The organism is Mesorhizobium sp. M4B.F.Ca.ET.214.01.1.1 (assembly GCF_004791545.1).
Taxonomy (GTDB): domain Bacteria; phylum Pseudomonadota; class Alphaproteobacteria; order Rhizobiales; family Rhizobiaceae; genus Mesorhizobium; species Mesorhizobium abyssinicae.
Window position 1 is genome coordinate 1 of the sequence record NZ_SRUX01000029.1, and the last position, 21,794, is coordinate 21,794.

The window sequence follows — 21,794 nt, forward strand, 5'->3', positions numbered from 1 at the left end:
AGGCGTATGACGCTTGTCCGCTGCAGCGCCGCGCCAACCAATCCGCTTGGCGCTGCAGCGGACTCATAGGGGGAGAACTGTTACCTATGTATCCGGTCCATTCTGTTACCCATCTATCGGCTGGACAGTGGCCGCGAACTTGGCACCCATCCTGCGATGGCGATTGGCGAAATCGGCGATGGCAGCGCCCCCTCTCCCCGTCACTATACGGGGCGAGGATGCCGGCAGGCAGGTGAGGGGCAGCACCGACGTCAGCAATTGCCCTCCGCCGACTGCGACGGCAACCGTCACTTCCCCTCCCCGTCCCCACGGCCCGCAAAGCCAGCGCCCCGCTTGCCCCTCAACCCCGCCCCTGCTAAAGCGCGCCGCATGACGACGCCCCTCGACCACATCCGCAATTTCTCCATCGTCGCCCATATCGACCATGGCAAATCCACGCTTGCCGACCGGCTGATCCAGCTCACCGGCGGGCTGGAGGCGCGCGACATGAAGGAGCAGGTGCTGGACTCGATGGATATCGAGCGCGAGCGCGGCATCACCATCAAGGCGCAGACGGTGCGGCTGAAATACCGCGCCGACAATGGCGAGGACTATGTCCTCAACCTCATCGACACGCCCGGCCATGTCGACTTCGCCTATGAGGTGTCGCGTTCGCTGGCCGCCTGCGAGGGCTCGCTGCTGGTCGTCGACGCCTCGCAAGGCGTCGAGGCGCAGACGCTGGCCAATGTCTATCAGGCCATCGACAACAACCACGAGATCGTCGTGGTGCTGAACAAGGTCGACCTGCCGGCCGCCGAGCCCGAGCGCATCCGCGAGCAGGTCGAGGAGGTGATCGGCATCGACGCTTCCAACGCCGTGCTGATCTCGGCCAAGACCGGCCTCGGCATTCCCGACGTGCTGGAAGCCATCGTCCATCAGCTGCCGCCGCCGCGTGAGGGCGATCTATCGGCCCCGCTGAAGGCGATGCTGGTCGATAGCTGGTACGACGCCTATCTCGGCGTCATCGTGCTGGTCCGCGTCATCGACGGCGTGCTGAAGAAGGGCCAGACCATCCGCATGATGGGCACCGGCGCCAAATATCTGGTCGAGCGCACCGGCGTCTTCACGCCCGCCCGCATCAATGTCGACGAGCTCGGCCCCGGCGAGTTCGGCTTCTTCACCGGCTCGATCAAGGAAGTGGCCGACACCCGCGTCGGCGACACCATCACCGAGGACCGCCGCCCGACGCAAAAGGCGCTGCCCGGCTTCAAGCCGGCGCAGCCGGTGGTGTTCTGCGGCCTGTTCCCGGTCGACGCCGCCGATTTCGAGGATCTGCGCGCCGCCGTCGGCAAGCTGCGCCTCAACGACGCCTCCTTCTCCTATGAAATGGAGACGTCGGCAGCACTTGGCTTCGGCTTCCGCTGCGGCTTCCTCGGCCTGCTGCACCTGGAGATCATCCAGGAGCGGCTGGAGCGCGAGTTCAACCTCGACCTCATCGCCACAGCACCTTCCGTCGTCTACCGCATGAACCTCAATGACGGTACGCTGAAGGAGCTGCACAACCCGGCCGACATGCCCGACGTGGTCAAGATCGCCTCGATCGAGGAGCCGTGGATCCGCGCCACGATTCTTACGCCCGACGACTATCTCGGCGGCATCCTGAAACTCTGCCAGGACAGGCGCGGCATCCAGGCCGACCTCTCCTATGTCGGCAAGCGCGCCATGCTGACCTACGATCTGCCGCTCAACGAGGTCGTCTTCGATTTCTACGACCGGCTGAAATCGATCTCCAAGGGCTACGCCTCCTTCGACTATCACCTGACCGACTATCGCGAGGGCGACCTGGTCAAGATGTCGATCCTGGTCAATGATGAGCCGGTCGACGCGCTCTCCATGCTGGTGCACCGCACGGCGGCCGAAAAGCGCGGAAGGCAGATGTGCGAGAAGCTGAAGGAGCTGATCCCGCAGCATCTGTTCAAGATCCCGATCCAGGCCGCGATCGGCGGCCGCATCATCGCCCGCGAAACCGTCTCGGCGCTGCGCAAGGACGTCACCGCCAAGTGCTACGGCGGCGACGTCTCGCGCAAGCGCAAGCTGCTCGACAAGCAGAAAGAGGGCAAGAAGCGGATGCGCCAGTTCGGCAAGGTGGATATCCCGCAGGAGGCGTTTATCCAGGCGCTTAAGATGGGGGATTGAGGCGCAAAAAGCTTATTAGCCGCAACAAACGGCCACAGACGCCCGCGTTGGCGTCTGTGGCCGTTTTGCAAGAGCTATAGGCACGAAGCAGCACCGACTATGCTTGCCTCCCATTAGCAGCGGCGTTGCCTGAAGCACAACTATAGATAGAAACACGAGAAACACCTCTCTCGCGAAAATGGTAAACAAGCATGGTTAAGATTCGCTTGATTCCGTGGATTCGAATCATTATATGTGGATTCGAGGATGGATTCGGACCAAATCTAGTGCACAAATGCGGACATTCGAAAGCGACTTGGTAATACCCGCCCTGAAAATACTCGCGGATTCCGAGCATCCGGAGATGGGAATGCCTACTGCCGAACTGGCAAAAAAACTGCGTGAACAGATTGAGCCGACTGCGGAGGATCTCGAGATCCTCCAAGGCCGAAACGACGACCGCCTTAGCCAAGTTATTCGCAATCTGGTGAGTCACCGCACCTTGGAGCGTCGCGGCCTAGCCGCCTACTACATAAACCCGCTCACTGGGCGGGGCCATTATCGCCTCACCCGGATGGGTGAGCGCACCTTGAACGAACGATCGAGCAATACTTCTACATCTAAATAAAAGAGGAACGCGTCAATGTCCCGTGCGGGGCACCTCGAAACGGCCAAAACGCGGCTCGTGAGCGTGATCGCTACACACGGGATCGCACTTGCCCGCACCCTTGAGCAAAAAATCGCCGTCGCCGGCCCCTATGGCCAGCGCGTCAACCCTCACCTAATTACCGAAGCCCGAAACGAATTGGTCGAAAAGGGCATCTTGTCCACGCGTGAGGTGCATGGGGTCACATGGTACCACATGCCTGACACGCCAGAGCACGAGATAAGGCAGAGGCTCGCCGAGCAAGAGCCCACATACCTGCAGGTTGTGGACGAGAAATTTACAAAACGTATGGGGCAAACGCTGGAGATAGCCGTACAGCGCGCGTTGGAACAAACAGCAGAATTAGACTACTTCGGGCGGTTCACCGACCTCAATGAGCACGATGATAGCGCATTGTATAAAAAGGAAGAACCACCCTCGCACATTGGCGGCCGACACCTCGCCGGTAAGCAGAAGCTTGACTTTTTGGTGCGGGGAAACGCCTTCTGGGCTGGCATTGAGGTAAAAAACACCCGACCCTGGGTGTACCCCAACCAGGATGAACTATTAGAGCTTCTCCGAAAATGTATCGCTTTGGACATCGTGCCAGTCCTCATAGCTCGGCGAATTCCTTACGTCACGGGGCACCTGTTTCGGCGCTGTGGGCTGATAACATGGGAAACATTGCGCCAGAGATATCCAACAGCTGATGCGGAGTTGTCAGAACGTGCTCGACACAAGAGGGTACTGGGCTTTGCCGATATCTCACTCGGCAACGCTCCCGATGCTCCTCTCATCAAATTCATAAGCAAAAACTTACCTACTGTTATCCCAGAGGCGAGGGTGCGCTTTGACCAATACAAGGATTTGATGGGACCTTTCGCGTTCGGTGAGATGGGCTATCACGAGTTTGCCGCCAGAGTGCGCCGCAGGTCCGCAGGCCAGGACGAGGATTACGATATTCCTATCGAAGAGTGGCTCGAACCTCCTTGGTAGACAACATTCCATCGGGAGCGCACAGCACCTTCCGCCGGCGCCCTTCACCATCCCCCTACCTTGGCGTATCCTGCTCCCCGGCTTGGGGAGACACCACATGCGCTCGGACACGATCGCCGCAATCGGCCTCGCCATCGGCGGCGCGCTGGGCATGGCGGGCACTTTCGTTGCCAGCGATGCGCTGCGCGAGACGCTGTGGACCATCGACGGCGTGGCCGTCGTCGTCGCGGCGGCACTCCTCACCCTGAAATACCAGCGGCTCGGCAATGACCTCGTCGCGGCCGGCTTCCTGACTTTCCTCGCCGGCGAAAGCCTGCTCCTGGCCGGCAATGCGGCGGGGCTGCAGGCCAGCGTGCCGTCCTATGTCGGCGGCATTGCGCTGTGGGCGGCGGGGCTGGTCATGGTCAGCGCGCAAGCCACCTTCGCGCTGTGGACGCGGCTCACCGGGCTTGTCGCCGCTCTGCTCTTCACCGTCTCGGCGGCGATGATCCTGTGGGGCGCGCCGCTGCTGCCGACCTCGTCGCCGCTGCCGGCCGCCGGCTATCCGTTCCTGGTCCTCACCTTCATCGGCTGGATCTGGACGCTGCTGAAATCCGAACGGTGAGCGGGAAAAAATGGCCGCGCCGCTCGAACTCCGCAACAGCGCAACGGGAAAAATCCTGCCGGCCATCGGGCCGTTGCTGATCGGCGCGATCTTCGCTTTCGGCGTGGTGCAGGGCATCGCGGCCGGGGCGAACAGCGGCCATGTGCTGGTCATCGCGCTGCTCGGCGCGGGGTGTCTCGGGCTCGGCTTCTTCCTCGCGCGCGGCGCCTTCGACACTTCGGTCAAGGTCGTGCTCGACAGCCAGGGTTTTCGGGACCGCCGCGCCGGCGACGTGCTGGTGCCGTGGAGGAAGGTGAGGAGCGTGCGCCTCACCTCCGGCAAGGGCTCGGCGATGCTCAATTTCGAGCTCACCGAGGAGCCGCCCGACGAAATCAAATACGCGCCCGCCAATGTGGTGAACCTGATCCTGCCCTTCGGCAAGACCATCGTGCACATGGAGGTCTCCTCGCTCGACGTGCGCGGCGACGACATGCTCGACGCGATCCGCAAATTCGCGCCGCATGTGGTGGTGAATCGCTGATTCTTCCTTCCCCCTTGTGGGGGAAGGTGGATCGGCGCGAAGCGCGAGACGGATGAGGGGTGTTGGAAGAAATGAGCCGTTCGTGTCTTCTGGAACACCCCTCATCCGACCTCGCTTCGCAAGGCCACCTTCTCCCACAAGGGGAGAAGGAAGAACCGCCGCCGCCCCGCCCGCCGTTGCTCTACACTCCCACCTCGAAAGCCACGCCCATGTCCGTAGAACTCCGCAACAGTCCCACCAACAAGTTCTCTTCCGTCGCCGGGTCGCTGCTGATGGCGGCGATCTTCGGCTTCTATGCGCTGAAGGGGCTGGTCAACGGCGCCGATGGCGGGCGGGTGTTCTTCGTGGCGCTGCTGGCGCTGGGCTTCCTCGCCTTCGCCGGCTACTTCGCGCGCGGCGCCTTCGACACCTCGGTCAAGGTCACCCTGGACCAGCGCGGCTTCCGCGATGCTCGCCGCGGCGACGTGCTGGTGCCATGGGACAAGGTGCAAAGCGTGCGCCTCTCCTCCCCCGGCAAGGGCTCGGGCATGGTCAGTTTCGAGCTCAACGGGGCGCCGCCCGACGCGCTGGCCAATGCGCTGTTTGGCGGCAACACCGTGCGCATGGAGATCAACTCGCTCGACATGAGCGGTCCGGACATTGTCGCGGAGATCGAGCGGCTGGCGCCGCATGTGGTGGTGGGTCGCTGATCTCCCCCCTCGAGGGGGAGATGTCGCCAAAGGCGACAGTCGTCGCGCGTGGAACGCCTGCGCCCCCTTTCGTCACGACAAGGCTCGGCGCTTCACGCGGGGCGCGACCCCCTCTGGCCTGCCGGCCATCTCCCCCTCGAGGGGGGAGATTACGCGCATCGCCCGCCCATGCTCTACTCTCCTCTCTCCAGGACCCGCCGTCATGATTCGCCTCGCCCTTGCCGCCCTGCTCATCGCCGGCCCAGCCCACGCCGCCGACATGTCGGTGTTCGTCCGCAACAAGCGCTCGGACGGCGTCGCGGTCGAACTGTTCAGCCGCGACCGCGATACGGTCTGGCCGGGCGACAACAAGGTCTTCCTCATCCGTCCCGGCGCGCGGAAATCGGTGCCGATCTCCTGCAATCCGGGCGAGAACATCTGCTGGGGCGCCTGGGTCAACGGCGACGACCAGGTCTCCGCCGGCGTCGGCCCCGACAACGACCAGCCCTGTGATTCATGCTGCTTCATCTGCGTGGAACATTCGACCGAGACGATCGACCTGGCGGAGTAGGGGAAAGCGCCAACCAATCCTTCCCCGCTCCAGCCTCGCATGGCATGGTCGAACTCTCGGCCGAGGGGCCGATTCTTTCGGGGGACTGCCATGACTTTCTTCACCGCCCGCCGCATCGCCGCGGCGTTCTTCATCGCCACGCTGGCCGCGCCGGCGGCGCATGCCGGCGACGTCACCTTCGAGATCAGGAACGGCCATCCCAACGCCATGCGGCTCGAGCTCTACAGCCAGGACCGCGACTATGTCTGGCCGGGCAATGACAAGGATTTCTACCTCGACGACGGCGAGACCAAGCAACTGCCGATCTCCTGCGAGGAGGGCGAATCGATCTGCTACGGCGCCTGGGTCGACGGCGACGAAGGCACCTATTGGGGCGTCGGCCCCGGCAACAAGGAAAAATGCGAAGACTGCTGCTACACCTGCAGCGGCGGCGAGACCGAGGAAATCAACCTGGTGGAGTGAGCGATAATCTCCCCCCTCGTGGGGGCGATGTCGCCGAAGGCGACAGAGGGGGTCGCTTCGCGTAAAACGCCAGCGCCCTTCCTGCGAGAGCCAAGGTCGGCGCTTCACGCGCAACGACCCCCTCTGGCCGCTTCGCGGCCATCTCCCCCTCAAGGGGGGAGACTTGGCGTTCCAGCCAACTTGACGCCCCTCCCACCCTCGCCCTAGCCTGTCTCCACCCAAGAGGAGACCCCACCCATGGCAGGCACGGTCGAAGGCGAGAAGGTCGACGTCTCCTTTTCCGGCAAGCGGTGCATCCATTCGCGCAACTGCGTGCTCGGCAATCCGCATGTCTTCGTGCCCAACGCCAAGGGCGAGTGGATCCACCCCGAGGCGGCCAGCGTCGAGAAGGTGGTGGCGCTGGCGGAGAACTGCCCGTCCGGCGCCATCACCTATCACCGCAAGGATGGCGGCCCGCAGGAAAAGCCGCCGGTGGTCAACACCGTGCGCGTGCGCGAGAACGGCCCGCTGGCGGTGCATGCCGAGATCGTGCTCGGCGACGAGACCTTTTATCGCGCCACGCTCTGCCGCTGTGGTCTGTCGCAGAACAAGCCGTTCTGCGACAACGCCCATATCAAGGCCGGCTTCACCGCCACGGGCGAGCCGCCGCTCAAGGACACGCCGGCGCTCGAGGCCCGCGACGGGCCGCTGAAGATAACCCCGACCGTCAACGGCCCGCTCAAGCTCGAAGGCAATGCCGAGATCGTCACCGGCACCGGCCACACGATCGACCGCACCACGCGGGTTTTCCTCTGCCGCTGCGGCCATTCGGCCAACAAGCCGTTCTGCGACAATTCGCACAAAAGGGTGGGGTTCGTGGGGTAGGCGGTCGAAGCTGCCAATCTCCCCCCTCGTGGGGGAGATGTCCGGCAGGACAGAGGGGGGCGCCGTAGAGTGCCAACCTCAATAGCCAACGAGCATTGACAATGCCCCACACGCCATTGCCTTCAAAACATCGCGCAAACGCCAAGTCGATGCGCAAGATCATGACATCAGCCGAACTGAAGCTCTGGAACGAGCTTCGCGCGCACCGGCTGATGGGGCTAGGCTTTCGCCGACAATTTCCGATCGCCGGTTACATCGTCGATTTCGCTTGCCCACAAAAGAAGCTCGTCGTCGAGGTCGACGGCTCCCAGCATACGGAAGCCGATGCTGTTGTCAGTGACGAAGCAAGGACAGCGCGTCTGGAGCAGGACGGCTGGACCGTCCTGCGCTTTTGGAACGATGACGTCAGTCGCGACATCGACAATGTCTGTCAGCATATTGTGATTGCGGCGGGTCTCGGCGGCGCGTCCTGAACGAATTGGCCGGAGACGGGCGCAATCACGGCAAGGTCGGCGGGACAGCGCCCCCCTCTGGCCTGCCGGCCATCTCCCCCACGAGGGGGGAGATCACGCTCTCCACCTCCCTTGGCCCATCTCTCCCGGCTTTATCCGCAACGCCATATCGGCTAAGGGCAGGCACCAATCCTTTTGCCCGGACGCCCGCCCTCAAATGACCGCCAAGCCAATACCGCTCTTCCTCGGCATCGACACCGGCGGCACCTACACCGACGCCGTGCTGTGGGCGGAGGAGGGTGGGCCGAAGGGCAAGGTGCTTGCCAAGGCCAAGGCGCTGACGACACGCCACGATCTCGCTGTCGGCATTTCCGGCGCGGTCGACGCGGTGCTGGAGAAGGCCGGCACCGATCCGGCTTCGATCAAGCTGGTGTCGATGTCGACCACATTGGCGACCAACGCGCTGGTCGAGGGCCAGGGCGGCCGCGTGGCGCTGATCATGATCGGCTTTTCCGAAGCCGACCTTGCCCGTGACGGGCTGAAGACGGCGCTCGGCACCGATCCGGTGGTGTTCTGCCCCGGCGGCCATGACGTGCACGGCAACGCGGCCAAGCTCGACCTCTCCGGCCTCGAGGCCGCACTGCCGGAGCTTGGGCGTTCGGTGTCGGGCTTTGCCGTCTGCGCCTACTTTGCTACCCGCAACCCGGCGCACGAGGTCACCGCTCGCGACCTGATCCGCGAGAAGACGGGCCTGCCGGTCACCGCCAGCCACGAACTGTCGGCCAAGCTCGGTGGCCCGCGCCGGGCGCTGACGACGCTGCTCAACGCCAGGCTGATCTCGATGATCGACCGGCTGGTGGCGGCGACCGAAGGGTTTCTGGAAGCGCGCGGCATCGCCGCACCCTTGATGGTGGTGCGCGGCGACGGCGCGCTGGTCTCCGCCGCCTTCGCCCGCCAGCGGCCGATCGAGACCATCCTGTCCGGTCCGGCCGCCAGCCTCGTCGGCGCCCGCCACATGACCGGCCTCGACGATGCCGTCGTCTCCGACATCGGCGGCACCACCACCGACGTCGCGGTGCTGGACAGCGGCCGCCCCCGGCTCGATCCGGAAGGCGCCACCGTCGGCGGCTTCCGTACCATGGTCGAGGCGGTCGCCATGCGCACCTTCGGCCTCGGCGGCGATTCCGAAGTGGCGCTGGAGGACGGCGCGCTCAACCCGAAGATCCTGCTCGGGCCGCGCCGCCTGGTGCCGCTGGCGCTGGCCGGCCTGGCGCATGGCGAGGCCGTGACATCGGAGCTGGAGCGGCAGCTGCGGGCGCCGAACCCCGGCCGCATGGATGGCCGCTTCGCCGTCCGCACCGGCGTGCCGGACAGGCTTGCAGCGGGCCTGACGGCGCCGGAAGCAAAACTCTACGAGGCGATCGGCGCCACCCCGCTGGCGCTCGACCGGCTGCTCTCTTCCAACGCCCAGAACGCTACGCTGAACCGGCTGGTGGCGCGCGGCCTCGTGCATATCTGCGGCTTCACGCCGTCGGACGCTGCCCATGTGCTCGGCAAGCAGGCCAACTGGCATGCCGACACCGCGCGCCTCGGCGCCGAGCTGTTCGCCCGCAAGCGCGACGGCCGCGGCCAGGCGATCGCCGCGACGCCGGAAGCGCTCGCCGAACGCGTGCTGGTGACGCTGACGCGCTGGTCGGCCGAATACATCCTCGAAACCGCCTTCACCGAGGATGGGCTGGACGGCGCCGCCGCGGTCGCGCACGCGCTGGTGCAGCGCGCCGTCGACGCCCATCCCGGCATCGCCCGCCTCAGCGTCGCGCTCGACCGCCCGGTCATCGGCCTCGGCGCCTCGGCGCCGCTGCATTATGCCGGCCTGCCGCGGCTGGTCGGCAATGGCTGCGTCGTGCCGGACGATACCGACGTCGCCAATGCGCTCGGCGCCGTCGTCGGCCAGGTCCGCGTCTCGGCCGAGGCCCGGATCAGCCAGCCGAAGGAAGGCCTGTTCCGCCTCGCCTCGGGCCAAACGGTGCGCGACTTCACCGACGAGGCGAAGGCGATCGCCGCGGCCGAAGCCGACGTGCGGGCAATCGTTGCCGAGCGTGCCAAGGAAGCCGGCACCGACAACGCCGAGATCGACGTCGCCACCGAGCTCAAGGTCTCGACCGTCGAAAGCCAGCGCATGTTCATCGAGGCGCATGTGGTGGCGGTGGCATCGGGACGGCCGCGGATTGCGGTGTGAGGCGCCCTTTCCTTCTCCCCGTTTCACGGGGAGAAGGTGCCCGAAGGGCGGATGAGGGGCGGCGCCGACCAACGTGATTTCGCAGCACCGCCTACTTTGCGTAACGTCGCGCCGCCCCTCATCCGGCTGCCGCCACCTTCTCCCCGCGAACGGGGAGAAGGACGCCTTCACCCTAAGCCGAATTGACCCCGTAACCCCAAACATGCCAAAGGCCCGGCAAAGCCTACAGCTGGAGACGTGCTGATGACCGACCGCATCGAGACCGCCGGGTTGCAGATCGCCCGCGAGCTGCACGACTTCGTGGCGGCCGAGGCAGCACCCGGCACCGGCATCGAGCCGGAAAAATTCTGGGAAGGCTTTTCCGCCATCGTCCACGAGCTGGCGCCGAAGAACCGGGCGCTGCTGGCAAAACGCGACGCCCTGCAGGAAAAGCTCGACGGCTGGTACCGCGAAAACGGCGCGCCGATCGACATGGAGGGCTACAAGAGCTTTCTGAAGGAGATCGGCTATCTGGTGCCGGAAGGCCCGGCCTTCAGCGTCTCGACGCAGAATGTCGATCCGGAGATCGCCGTCGTCGCCGGGCCGCAGCTGGTCGTGCCGGTGATGAACGCGCGCTATGCGCTCAACGCCGCCAACGCCCGCTGGGGCTCGCTCTATGACGCGCTCTACGGCACCGATGCCATTCCCGAGACCGGCGGCGCCGAAAAGGGCAAGGGGTTCAATCCGGCGCGCGGCGCCAGGGTGATCGCCTGGGCCAAGGATTTCCTCGACCAATCGGCGCCGCTGACGTCAGGCAAATGGGCCGGCGTCAACGGGCTGTCGGTGGCGAACGGCATGCTGCGGCTGGGCGAGGGCGCCGGCGTTACCACACTGGCCGATCCCAAGCAATTCGCCGGCTATCGCGGCGATGCCGACAACCCGGAAGCGGTGCTGCTGGTCAGGAACGGCCTGCATATCGAGATTCGCATCGACCGCGCCAACCAGATCGGCCGCACCGATCCGGCGGGGATTGCCGATGTCATCCTGGAATCGGCGCTGACCACCATCCAGGACTGCGAGGATTCGGTCGCCGCCGTGGATGCGCAGGACAAGGTCGTCGTCTACCGCAACTGGCTCGGCCTGATGAAGGGCGATCTCGCCGAAGAGATCAGCAAGGGCGGCAAGAGCTTTGTCCGCAAGCTGAACCCTGATCGCGCCTACACCGCGCCCTCCGGCGGCGCGCTGACGCTGCCCGGCCGCTCGCTGATGCTGGTCAGGAATGTCGGCCACCTGATGACCAACCCGGCCATTCTCGACCGCGACGGCAATGAAGTGCCGGAAGGCATTATGGACGCAGCGCTGACGGCGCTGATTTCGCTGCACGATGTCGGCGCCAGCGGCCGCCGCGCCAACTCCCGCGCCGGTTCGATGTATGTGGTGAAGCCGAAGATGCACGGGCCGGAGGAAGTCGCCTTCGCCGTCGAGATCTTCGACCGCGTCGAGGCCCTGCTCGGCATGGCCAAAAACACCATCAAGATGGGCATCATGGACGAGGAGCGGCGCACCACCGTCAACCTCAAGGAGGCGATCCGCGCCGCGCGCGAGCGCGTCGTGTTCATCAACACCGGCTTCCTCGACCGCACCGGCGACGAGATCCACACCTCGATGGAAGCCGGCCCGATGATCCGCAAGGGCGACATGAAGCAGGCCGCGTGGATTTCCGCCTACGAGGCCTGGAACGTCGACACCGGACTGGAGTGCGGGCTTGCCGGCCATGCCCAGATCGGCAAGGGCATGTGGGCGATGCCCGACCTGATGGCGGCGATGCTCGAGCAAAAAATCGCCCATCCCAAGGCCGGCGCCAACACCGCCTGGGTGCCGTCGCCGACGGCGGCGACGCTGCATGCCACGCATTACCACAAGGTCGACGTGCATGCCGTCCAAGTGGCGCTGAAGAGCCGGCCGAAGGCGAGGCTCGACGATATATTGTCGGTCCCGGTGGCGGTGCGGCCGAACTGGACGCCGGACGAGATCCAGCGCGAGCTCGACAACAATTCGCAAGGCATTCTGGGCTATGTCGTGCGCTGGATCGACCAGGGCGTCGGCTGCTCGAAAGTCCCTGACATCAACGATGTCGGCCTGATGGAGGACCGCGCCACGCTGCGCATCTCCTCGCAGCACATCGCCAACTGGCTGCGCCACAAGGTGTGCTCGGAAATCCAGGTCAGGGATTCGCTGCAGCGCATGGCCGCCATCGTCGGCCGCCAGAATGTCGGCGATCCGCTCTACCGGCCGATGGCGCCGGATTTCGACAATTCAATTGCCTTCCAGGCCGCCTGCGACCTGGTGTTCAAGGGAACGGTCCAGCCAAACGGCTACACCGAGCCGGTGCTGCACGCGCGGCGGCTGGAGTTGAAGGCGCGGAACAAGGCCGAGTAGGGTGGCGGCCGTTTCGGTTCATGCCGCCGGCTCGGGTGGCACGCGCCTGCGGCCTTGATGATTGGCGAAACCACTGGCGAGAGCGTCCTTCTCCCCGTTAACGGGGAGAAGATGGCGGCAGCCAGATGAGGGGCGGCGCGACGGCCATCGGATTCCGCGCCACTCTACATGCCCTTTGCGACCCCAAATGAAGACGGGCGGCTGCACCGGGGCTGGATGAGCGCCGGCGCTGCCCCTCATCCCCCTGCCGGGACCTTCTCCCCGTAAACGAGGAGAAGGACTAGACTACGCCGCCTGCGCCATGCGCTCCGCGCTCATCCGGTAGGAAATCGCTTCCGCGAGATGGATCCGCCCGACCGTCTCGCTGGCGTCGAGATCGGCGAGCGTGCGCGCCACTTTCAGCACGCGGTGATAGGCGCGCGCCGAAAAGCCGAGCTTTTCGCTGGCGTCCTTGAGCAGAGTCAGGCCGGCGCTGTCGGGTCTCGCGATCTCCTCGATGATCGAAGGCGCGCAATGCGCGTTGGTGGTCATAGTCGCGCCAAGCCGTTCGAGCCGCTCGCGCTGAATGTTGCGGGCGCGCGCCACGCGCTGCGCCACCGAAGCGCTGGTCTCGGCCTTGTCGGGCCGGATCAGGTCGCTGGCCGAGACCGCCGGCACCTCGATCCTGAGGTCGATGCGGTCGAGCAGCGGGCCCGAGATGCGCGCCTGGTAGTCGGTGCGGCAGCGCTCGCCGCGCAGGCAGCGATAGCCGGGCTCGCCCGACATGCCGCAGCGGCACGGGTTCATCGCCGCGATGAGCTGGATGCGCGCCGGATAGGTGACGCGGTGGTTGGCACGCGCGATCACGCAGTCGCCGGTCTCCAGCGGCTGGCGCAGCGCATCGAGCGTCTGCGGCGTGAATTCCGGCAATTCGTCGAGGAACAAGACGCCGTGATGGGCGAGCGAGACCTCGCCGGGCCGCGCCCGCAAGCCGCCGCCCACCATCGCCGCCATCGAGGCCGAATGATGCGGGGCGCGGAACGGCCGCCGGTCGGTGAGCTTGCCTTCGCCGAGTTCGCCCGCCACCGAGGCGATCATCGAGACTTCCAAAAGTTCCTTCGGCGCCAGCGGCGGCAGGATCGACGGCAGCCGCTGCGCCAGCATCGACTTTCCAGAACCTGGAGGCCCGACCATCAGGATATTGTATATGATTAAAATAAGAAATGGCGGTTGGAAGCGGCCATCATTGTAAGGTATTAAGTTTTCAAATCGGAGGCTCGCCTGAAAAAGCCATTCGCCTATTCCTACGTCCGCATGTCGACCGACATCCAGCTAAAGGGCGACAGTTTGCGAAGGCAAACTGAGAGGTCGAAGCAGTATGCGGACGAGCATGACCTCGAACTAGTTGAAGACTTCAAGCTAGAGGATATCGGCGTCTCTGCCTTCAAGGGAGACAACCTGTCTTCAGGCAACCTGGGCAGATTTTTGGATGCGGTGAAGGCAGGCAGGATTCCAAAGGGCTCGTACCTACTGGTGGAGTCGTTCGACCGCCTTTCCCGCCAAAAACTGAATGCCTCGGTCTCTCTGTTCTTCGATATCACGTCCAACGGGATCAACCTCGTCACTCTCTCCGACAACCAACTCTATAAGGCAGGCGAGGCAGAATTTGCGCAGCTGATCATGTCGATCGTTGTGATGGCGCGTGCAAATGAAGAATCGGAGATGAAAAGCCAGCGGCTTTCCGCTGCCTGGGACGCCAAACGACGGACCGTAAGCGAAAAGAAGCTTACGGGTCTTTGCCCCGCGTGGCTGAAGCTATCAGAGGACCGCAAAAATTTTCACGTCATCGACGATCGGGCTCAAGTCGTCAGAAGGATATTCGAGGATAGCGCCAGCGGCCAAGGATCATTCGTCATTACGCGACGGCTGAACGATTCTGGGGTACCGGCATTCGGGCGATCAACCGGATGGGTACAGTCATACGTCACCAAGATTCTCCAGGCCCGGGCGGTCCTTGGCGAGTTCCAACCACATACTAAGCAGAACGGAAAGCGGGTTCGGCTCGGTGATCCGATTCCAGATTATTACCCACAAATTGTCGACGAGAACTTGTTTCTTCGAGCACAATTTGCCCGAGGAAAGCGCAGGATCGAAGGTGGAGGACGCAAGGGCGGCGCGTTGCGCAACCTGTTCACCCACCTAGCGACGTGCGGGTACTGCGGCTCTGCCATGCATTTTCTAAACAAAGGCGTCGGCCCGGGAGGTGGGACCTATCTGAAATGCAGTCATGCTCTGCGCGGCCTGGATTGTGTTCCGACGGCTTGGCGTTACCAAGATTTCGAAAGGTCGTTTTTCCTATTCGTCAAAGAGATCGATTTGGCTGAGATGCTCAGGGCGTCGTCGCAAAAATCCGAGGTGCTGATCCTGGACGAACGTGCGGTCGCTTTGGCTGAGAAAAAGAGCGAACTAGAACTGAAGCGGGAACGGACATATGCGCTGATTGACGACGGAGCGATTTCGGTCGAGTTCCTGACAGCCAAATTGCGGGAATGCGAAGCCAAGTTGGTTTCAGTCGAGCAGCAGATCGCAGACGTTGATCGTCAGCGGCAGGAAATTCGCGAGCAGCAATCGATTTCACCGGACGAACTGCGGCTCTTGATCGACCAACTTCAACAGATGGAAGGTCCTGAGGCGTTTTCACAGCGTTCCATGTTGGCAACAAGGCTCCGCGAAATCGTCACCGAACTCAAATTAGAGGTCGAGGGCTCACGACCTCGGCAAGGCAAAGCCGCTGCCCTGCTGGATGCTGCGGACATTGATCCCCAAGAGCGCAGCCAGATCTTGGATCTTATCGAACGATCCGATCGAGAGGCACAACGGTACAACAGAAGCTTTGGCGTGGTTCTGGCAGATGGCGTGTCTCGGCGGGTGGTCCTGAAAAACGATGACCCGGCAAGTTTCGTCGCAGAGGTTCTCGTCGGCAAAGACGGCGCAATCTCAGGCAGTGATCGCGGGATACCCATTGGGTGGTCTGACGGGTGGGACAACATATTCGACGAACATGCTTCGGCTCAGTGACCGCTGATTTTTATCCCGTGCTGAAGGCCCTCGCGGTCTCGTCGCCATAAATAGGCAGGCCGGTTACCCAGCTATCGTTCGATCCAGAACCTCCAGAACAGCTTTTCCCTCTTTCTCAGTTTTCTATCCGACATCGGTTTTCGGGCCGCGCCGACGGCTTATCCTCGCACGACTTCGAACACCCAAGCCATTTTCGCCCATCGCGTTCCCGATGGGTCTATATCCCTTTGAAAAACCCCAATCCTCATGCTCCAGACCGTCTCAAATCCCTCTCCCACGTCAATCACATCACAGTACGCATCGTGGTTCGACGACAGGATCGATCAGTTCATCGAAGAGCACAAAAGCAGGTTCGATTCCGTCTCAACATTCAAGAAACGGAACGGGTCTTTCATCACGATCTCATTCGACCACCGCCGTCGCAATCAGCGGCTAGAAGGTTCCGCCTTGATCGACAATCCGAAGGCGAAATCAGAGCTGGATACGTTCACCGACGTATACAACTACGTGTGCCGGGAACTGATCGGACGAAACTACCACCGACCGTCATTCGATCCATCAAAGCCATTAGCCATCGGTTGCCTGGACATGAACGGATCCAGATACTGGAAATCGATGGGAGAGCTGGAAAACCCCCATATCCATTCGATCTGGATTTTCACGGATCAGGTCCGAGAGGGCTTTCGAAAACTGATCGCCGACAAAGAACGATTCCTAGCTTTCAAGGAACGGTTCTCGATAAGGGAGATGGATATCCAGGTTCTGGATCACGACCATCGAAATTCGACGGGTGAGGGTCGTGCCACTTCGTACCTGGCGAAATTCATAGGGCACAACAATTCGGAGCTTTTGGTGGGTGACGATTTCAGGGTGCTGCCGTCTAGAAAATCGGCCTGAACTTGATTATCTGCTGGCAACCAGCATGGGGGTCAGCTTGGGCACGCTTAACGAGCAAACATTTTCCAGCACGATCGATCCCGACGATCCGCCGCTTATAATTCCCAATCCGATCAGGTCGCAGACGTTGCCAACCAAGCTTTCGGAGCCACCCGACTAAGCATGTCTCCGTGGATTTCACTAGCGCCGCCCCGGACATCTCCAGGGCGCTCGTTGCTCGTCGAAACGCACAGGACGCGATCCGTGACAGATTGGCTATCCAAACCGCTCCACGTCTCAATCAATCAACGCCTCATCAACAAGAATAGCTCGAAAAACAAGAGCAACTACAACCACTTTCAGCCAAATACGCTCAGCCCGACGGAACTCGCGGATCGGATAAAGTCTGGCTTTGCGTATTCCTACGTGTTCCAGGGCAACCAACGCTCGAAAAAGACTTTCATCGAGGCCAACGTCGTGTCGGTGGACATAGACCGTGGGATGGCGCTTGATGAAGCGTTTGAGCAAGAACTGGTCCGCAAGTATGCGACAATCGTTTATACTACCCACAGTCACACGTCCGAAGCTCACCGATTTCGCATCGCCTTCGCGCTGGAAGAGCCAGTACGGTCCCTACTTGAAATAGAAGCGCTGGCATCGGGTTTGGCGGCGCGGCTCTCAGGGGATCGTGCAATGACCACTGCCGCGAGCTTATGTTATGGCAACACCGATGCGGATATCTGGCTGTTTAACAATGGCCTTTCTGCCGAGTTCGCAAACCAACTGATTACTGAAGCGCTCCGCGAGGAGGAGAGAGCCGCAGGCGAATTCATTTCGCCCACAGCCGCCGGCTCTTCCCGTGGGGGCCTTGATCTCAATCAGATTATCGAGACAGCAGATGGACGAAAACTGCCAGCCAAGGAAATTCGCGAAAAGACGTCGGTTCTCTGCCCGTTTCACGACGATGAGAACCCGTCGGCAATCTTTAACATTACCAAGAAGGGCCGGCGAAACATCTACTGTTTCGTCTGCAAAAAGGTGTTCGCCGAATGCGGCAATGTACCAGGCTATGATTTTCATGGCTTCGAAGCGGGCGTGCTGCGCTCGTATAGCGGGGAGAGGCCAGAGACTCCTGAATGGGTTCCTGATGCGGCAAAGTCAGCATTTGCTCGCGCTATCCCGATCATAATGAATACGGAATTCCTACCGGCGCTGAGACCAGACGCTGGCCTAACGTTTGTCAAAAGCCCGAAATCCTCGGGCAAAACCACGGCACTCCAGCGCTTAGTCGCGGCGGATCCCACGGCTCGAATTCTTCTCGTCGGCCATCGGAGATCCCTGATTAGGGCGATGTGTCGTAAATTGCGGCTCGACTGCTATCTGGACAGCAAGTCGAAGGGTAGTGCGTCGAGTCAAGCTCGCTTCGGTGTATGCTTAGACAGCCTCCGCACGATCGATTTGAAGAAGCCCTACGATTATGTCTTGATCGACGAGTCCGAGCAGGTGCTCGCGCATTTTTTCTCGGAGACCATGGCGGACAAGCGACCTGCCATTTTGCGCGACCTAATTAGCATCATCAGTAGGGCGTCAAACGTCCTAGCGTTGGATGCGGACCTATCGTGGGTGTCCTTTGGATTTATCGCCGACTGGTTCAATCGACGCACGACCCGAGACGTCTCAATCTTTTTGAACCAACACGTCCCGGCCCCTCAACCGGCCGAATTGTTCCAATCGTCCAATCATATCATTGGCGATCTGGTTACGAACCTTCGGGACAAAAAGCGGTGCTACGTTGTCTCGAACAATAAAGCGTTTGTGGATAGCCTATCTGCAGCCGTTGCACTGAACGACCCTGAGATCAAATTCGTTAGCATCACTGCCGATACGGCTCGCACTAGTGGGGATGCAGCCGCAGCTTTCATTGCCGATCCAACGGCACAATCTCGCCGATATCAATTGGTCCTGTCGTCGCCAGCTCTCAGTTCAGGCGTTGATATTAGATTCGACAACAACGAAAAGTACTTCGATATCGTGTACGGGATTTTTCCCTCGATTACGACAAGTCATCTTGACTGTGATCAACAACTAGCTCGGGTACGTGACCCCGGCAGCGTCAAGCTCTTTCTGACTCCCGAGATTCAAAACTTCGACACAGACGTCGATGTTATCTCAATGGAGCTGCGTGATTCCAAGATATTCTCATACCTTGTTGATGACGATCCAGACGCCGGGCTCGACCTATTTAGACACCAGGATGACCTAGTGAGGCTCGCACTGCCGGTTTATGCGCTACAGCGAGCATCAAAAAATAGGTTTCGGGACAATTTTCTGGAGTACAAACGTCGGAGTGGCTGGCATATCAATTACGTCGCCACCGATGCCGGCATGTCGGAACTGGGTGGAAGTTACCTTTCGGGAGGCAAGACCGAGGCGCACGACCGGTACGTTGAACGTTTGATGAACTCGCAAAAGCTCTCAGACTATGAAATCGAATTGCTAAACAGCAAAAAACGTTCAGGCGACAAGCTCACACTCCAGGAAGCAGACAGTATCCGAAGGGCTCACCTCGAGCGCTTCTATCGCCGCGATATCTTTCCGGGATTGATCGAATTGGATAAAGAATCGCGACTGCGGGAGAAGGTGCGTGCGTTAGAGCAGCTTCTCGACACAAGATATGTCCATATTGACAGTGAGCTGCTGAAAGATCGCCTTGAATCCGGCGGCGCTGCACCCTTGATCACGCCCGACCACAAGGTGAAAGCTTTTCTGCTGCGGCAGGCGCTCTCTCTCACCCCAATCTTCGATGGTCGAGAATTCAAACCAGGCATTTGGTTTCATAGAAGTGACCTCGTGGACTTCCGTGATTATGTATCGCGGAACAATGCCGTTTTTGAAGCGCAGTTTCAGCGGAAATTCGGTAATGTTGTCATGGAGAACGAGACGAAGATCTTGTCCGACCTGTTAAAACAGGTGTTTTTGCCGTTGAAAAAGCAGAGAAGGACCGGGTCGAATGGATCTAGGCCGGTCTACTACAAGATTGATGACATAAAACTTAGTGGTTTGACAAAACTAATGCGGATTCGTGCGAAAAGCTCGATCGAATACGGAGATGAAGTGAATTCGTCTCGTTAGAGGATCTGATAAAATAGCCAACTTTTTAAGAGAAACGGTCGATTTCCCTATCCCCCCGGAACCAAATCGGATTGGGGGATGAAATTTGAATCGATTGTTTTGAGGGAATGACCAGCTTAGCTAGCCCCTTTTAAGCGTGCATCGTTTTGCAGTCGACTATCTCGTTGACCTTCTCAGCCATCTGACGGGACGCCGTTGTCGATCATCAACGGAAGGAGATCGCAATGGCATTCGAAGGATTGAAACTGGTCGCAGCCCCGAAGCAGGCACCGACGGACCCGGCATCCAAGCGTCGGCAAAGGCTGATCATGCAGATCGACCATCAGCTTTATATGGCGGAGCCGGAAAACGTCGGCCGGAAGTTCCGTGGCCGCTGGTGGACTATCGATCTGGACGGCAAGCCGACGCTGTCTATCAAATATGGCAAGGTTCCTCTGGAGCTTGCCAAAGGCAAGCATGCGATAGCATGCGCTGACATGACCGGCGTCGTCGATGCGCTCAAGAAGGCACGTGAGGCTGCGATCGAAGGTACGTTCGACAGCCAGCTCGCGACTGTTTCCGAGCAGGTCCGGGCACGATTCAAGAAGGATCGCTGAGCCCTTAGGATAACGAGCTCAATACATGGCCAGCCCTTTGGAATGCGGGCTGGCCCAACGCTTTAGCGGCGGTTTGCAAGTGCGCGAAGCTGCTCGACAGCCACAACCAGATCGCCGTCGGTCAAATCACCTAGCAGTAATCGCGCCTCAACCTCTTTCTTGAGCCGATCACCTGACCGTTTGGCCGTGTTCTGCTCGAAGAAGCTCTCGACCGGAACATCGAGAGCTTCACTGAGTCGAATTAGGGTTTCGAAACTCGGCCAATTGACACCCCTCTCCCACTGCGAAACGGCGTCAAGCGATCTGCCCGTGCGAGACGCAAGATCATCCTGCGTCAGCCCACGAAGCTTCCGTAGCTCCTTCAGAATCATGCCGAAATTGTCGATCGCAGACATGTCGCAGATGTGCGCTGCCTGCTGATATCGGTGAACCTAGGTTGCTACGATCAATTGGAAATAAATCGTAGAGATCTACCAGTTTTTGTTGATTGCTCAGGTTTGCGAGGGTATCGCTATCCCCGCGTAAGGGCCGCCCAAAAAACCGGGTGAGAAGGGGTAATCCATGGAAGAAGCCGTTTTGCCAGCCGCTACGATCGACTGCCCGTATTGTGCGGAGCCGATCAATGCGAAGTCCAAGAAATGCAAGCACTGCGGGGAAATCCTCGATCCGCAGATGCGGGAAATCGAGCTTCTGAAAAGCCAGCGTAACAGCCCCCAGGTGTTCATGAATGCCGGCGGCGGGGCTGCTGCAGCCGCAGCTGCTTCTGGAACCGGGATGCTAAGGCGTTTCCCCCACTGGTTCCACATCCTCCTGTCGATCATAACCAGCGGCCTTTGGATCCCCGTGTACGTCCTTATGTACCTCTTCCGAAACAAGCGATATTACTACTGAGAGCTGGCCGGATGACCATTCTCTCCTCAGCATTCCTCCGTAGCTGCGTTTCCCGAACCGTCTTAATCGCAATGGCCGTCGCGATATCGAACCCGGCGTTCGCTGACAGCAGCTTTCGCGGATTCACCGTGTCGGATACACCCGATCAGGTCGACAACAGAGCGAAGGCTGAAGGTGTCACAGTAAGTTGGGGGCCTCCTGTGTTTAACCCTGATGGCAACGCCAAGCAGGCCACGATCAAGGACGGCGATAATGCCTGCGGTTGGATCACGTTCAACGGCGATCAGAAAATCGAATCGATGTTGTTCGCCTCATGCTTCTTCGGCGGTGAAGGCCTTGGGATACGTCAGGTTACGCAGGCGTTCATTGATCGATTTGGTGGCTCTGCGGAGATGGAGATTATCCCTGATCCGATGTGCAAGGACGCTCAGCCCTTGCTGTTCAAGGGCAGAACGTCAGAAGGCGAGCAGTTCCGTATCAAGGAAGATTGCGCCCGCTGGAAGCTTGAGGTCATGGTCGAGATCAAACCCGGATCGGGTAAGGGCCTGAAGTTCTAACTTGCGACGCCTGCTGAAACTTCCATCTGAAGTTCACCAACTTCGAAACAATGATTCGACAGGGTTGCCTAGCTGCCACTAGACTTCTGTC

The 21,794-nt window shown here is 60.9% G+C and carries 19 protein-coding genes and 1 pseudogene; 18 read left to right on the top strand and 2 right to left on the bottom strand.

Translation table 11 applies throughout. The features are described from left to right. The first annotated feature begins 369 nt into the window (after positions 1-369). The 12 genes from lepA (at position 370) to EN857_RS32540 (ending at position 12,594) form a co-directional block, all read left to right on the top strand. Positions 370-2,175, top strand: coding sequence for a translation elongation factor 4 (lepA, locus tag EN857_RS32480; RefSeq protein WP_135859642.1), 1,806 nt, complete (start codon positions 370-372; stop codon positions 2,173-2,175). 349 nt (positions 2,176-2,524) lie between these two features. After that, on the top strand, positions 2,525-2,782 hold the full coding sequence (locus tag EN857_RS32485) for a hypothetical protein (protein WP_135859643.1): 258 nt from the start codon (positions 2,525-2,527) through the stop codon (positions 2,780-2,782). Between the two features lie 15 nt (positions 2,783-2,797). Then, positions 2,798-3,796: a hypothetical protein gene (locus tag EN857_RS32490; RefSeq protein WP_135859644.1), complete on the top strand. Its 999-nt coding sequence runs from the start codon at positions 2,798-2,800 to the stop codon at positions 3,794-3,796. A gap of 97 nt (positions 3,797-3,893) precedes the next feature. After that, positions 3,894-4,400 carry a hypothetical protein gene (locus EN857_RS35010; RefSeq protein ID WP_189521677.1) on the top strand — a complete coding sequence of 169 codons (507 nt, stop codon included), beginning with the start codon at positions 3,894-3,896 and terminating at the stop codon, positions 4,398-4,400. Positions 4,401-4,410: 10 nt separating this feature from the next. Continuing rightward, positions 4,411-4,920: a hypothetical protein gene (locus EN857_RS32505; protein ID WP_135859645.1), complete on the top strand. Its 510-nt coding sequence runs from the start codon at positions 4,411-4,413 to the stop codon at positions 4,918-4,920. A gap of 209 nt (positions 4,921-5,129) precedes the next feature. Next, on the top strand, positions 5,130-5,609 hold the full coding sequence (locus EN857_RS32510) for a hypothetical protein (protein WP_135859646.1): 480 nt from the start codon (positions 5,130-5,132) through the stop codon (positions 5,607-5,609). Between the two features lie 202 nt (positions 5,610-5,811). Continuing rightward, the gene (locus EN857_RS32515) at positions 5,812-6,159 is read left to right on the top strand and encodes a hypothetical protein (protein ID WP_135859647.1); all 348 of its coding nucleotides are present in this window, start codon (positions 5,812-5,814) and stop codon (positions 6,157-6,159) included. Positions 6,160-6,249: 90 nt separating this feature from the next. Then, positions 6,250-6,621 carry a hypothetical protein gene (locus EN857_RS32520; protein ID WP_127284813.1) on the top strand — a complete coding sequence of 124 codons (372 nt, stop codon included), beginning with the start codon at positions 6,250-6,252 and terminating at the stop codon, positions 6,619-6,621. A 237-nt stretch (positions 6,622-6,858) separates the two neighbouring features. Beyond that, positions 6,859-7,485 carry a CDGSH iron-sulfur domain-containing protein gene (locus tag EN857_RS32525; RefSeq protein ID WP_135859648.1) on the top strand — a complete coding sequence of 209 codons (627 nt, stop codon included), beginning with the start codon at positions 6,859-6,861 and terminating at the stop codon, positions 7,483-7,485. A 101-nt stretch (positions 7,486-7,586) separates the two neighbouring features. Further along, positions 7,587-7,958: an endonuclease domain-containing protein gene (locus EN857_RS32530; protein ID WP_127284815.1), complete on the top strand. Its 372-nt coding sequence runs from the start codon at positions 7,587-7,589 to the stop codon at positions 7,956-7,958. Between the two features lie 196 nt (positions 7,959-8,154). After that, positions 8,155-10,176: a hydantoinase/oxoprolinase family protein gene (locus tag EN857_RS32535; protein ID WP_135859649.1), complete on the top strand. Its 2,022-nt coding sequence runs from the start codon at positions 8,155-8,157 to the stop codon at positions 10,174-10,176. Between the two features lie 243 nt (positions 10,177-10,419). Further along, complete coding sequence (locus EN857_RS32540; protein ID WP_135859650.1) at positions 10,420-12,594, top strand: malate synthase G; 2,175 nt, start codon at positions 10,420-10,422, stop codon at positions 12,592-12,594. 285 nt (positions 12,595-12,879) lie between these two features. Here the strand turns inward: EN857_RS32540 and EN857_RS32545 are convergent. After that, positions 12,880-13,779, bottom strand: a pseudogene (locus EN857_RS32545) (ATP-binding protein); the annotation flags it as partial. A gap of 75 nt (positions 13,780-13,854) precedes the next feature. On the opposite strand from EN857_RS32545, the gene EN857_RS32550 reads away from it, so the two are divergent. The 4 genes from EN857_RS32550 to EN857_RS32565 all read left to right on the top strand — a co-directional run bounded on the left by EN857_RS32550 (position 13,855) and on the right by EN857_RS32565 (position 20,255). Continuing rightward, positions 13,855-15,651, top strand: coding sequence for a recombinase family protein (locus EN857_RS32550; RefSeq protein ID WP_281035935.1), 1,797 nt, complete (start codon positions 13,855-13,857; stop codon positions 15,649-15,651). A gap of 246 nt (positions 15,652-15,897) precedes the next feature. Further along, positions 15,898-16,548 carry a hypothetical protein gene (locus tag EN857_RS32555; RefSeq protein WP_135859652.1) on the top strand — a complete coding sequence of 217 codons (651 nt, stop codon included), beginning with the start codon at positions 15,898-15,900 and terminating at the stop codon, positions 16,546-16,548. Between the two features lie 243 nt (positions 16,549-16,791). Beyond that, positions 16,792-19,659, top strand: a complete 2,868-nt coding sequence (locus EN857_RS32560) for a plasmid replication protein, CyRepA1 family (protein ID WP_189521678.1) — start codon at positions 16,792-16,794, stop codon at positions 19,657-19,659. A 224-nt stretch (positions 19,660-19,883) separates the two neighbouring features. After that, a complete protein-coding gene (locus EN857_RS32565) occupies positions 19,884-20,255 on the top strand; it encodes a hypothetical protein (RefSeq protein ID WP_135859654.1) in 372 nt (123 codons plus the stop codon). Between the two features lie 62 nt (positions 20,256-20,317). Here the strand turns inward: EN857_RS32565 and EN857_RS32570 are convergent, their stop codons facing one another. After that, on the bottom strand, positions 20,318-20,650 hold the full coding sequence (locus EN857_RS32570) for a helix-turn-helix transcriptional regulator (RefSeq protein WP_135859655.1): 333 nt from the start codon (positions 20,648-20,650) through the stop codon (positions 20,318-20,320). Positions 20,651-20,816: 166 nt separating this feature from the next. Here EN857_RS32570 and EN857_RS32575 point away from each other — a divergent pair, with 166 nt between their 5' ends. Continuing rightward, positions 20,817-21,146 (top strand): hypothetical protein, encoded by a 330-nt coding sequence (locus EN857_RS32575; protein ID WP_135859656.1) that lies wholly within the window; start codon positions 20,817-20,819, stop codon positions 21,144-21,146. 11 nt (positions 21,147-21,157) lie between these two features. Further along, on the top strand, positions 21,158-21,703 hold the full coding sequence (locus EN857_RS32580) for a hypothetical protein (RefSeq protein ID WP_135859657.1): 546 nt from the start codon (positions 21,158-21,160) through the stop codon (positions 21,701-21,703). The last annotated feature ends 91 nt before the right edge of the window (positions 21,704-21,794 follow it).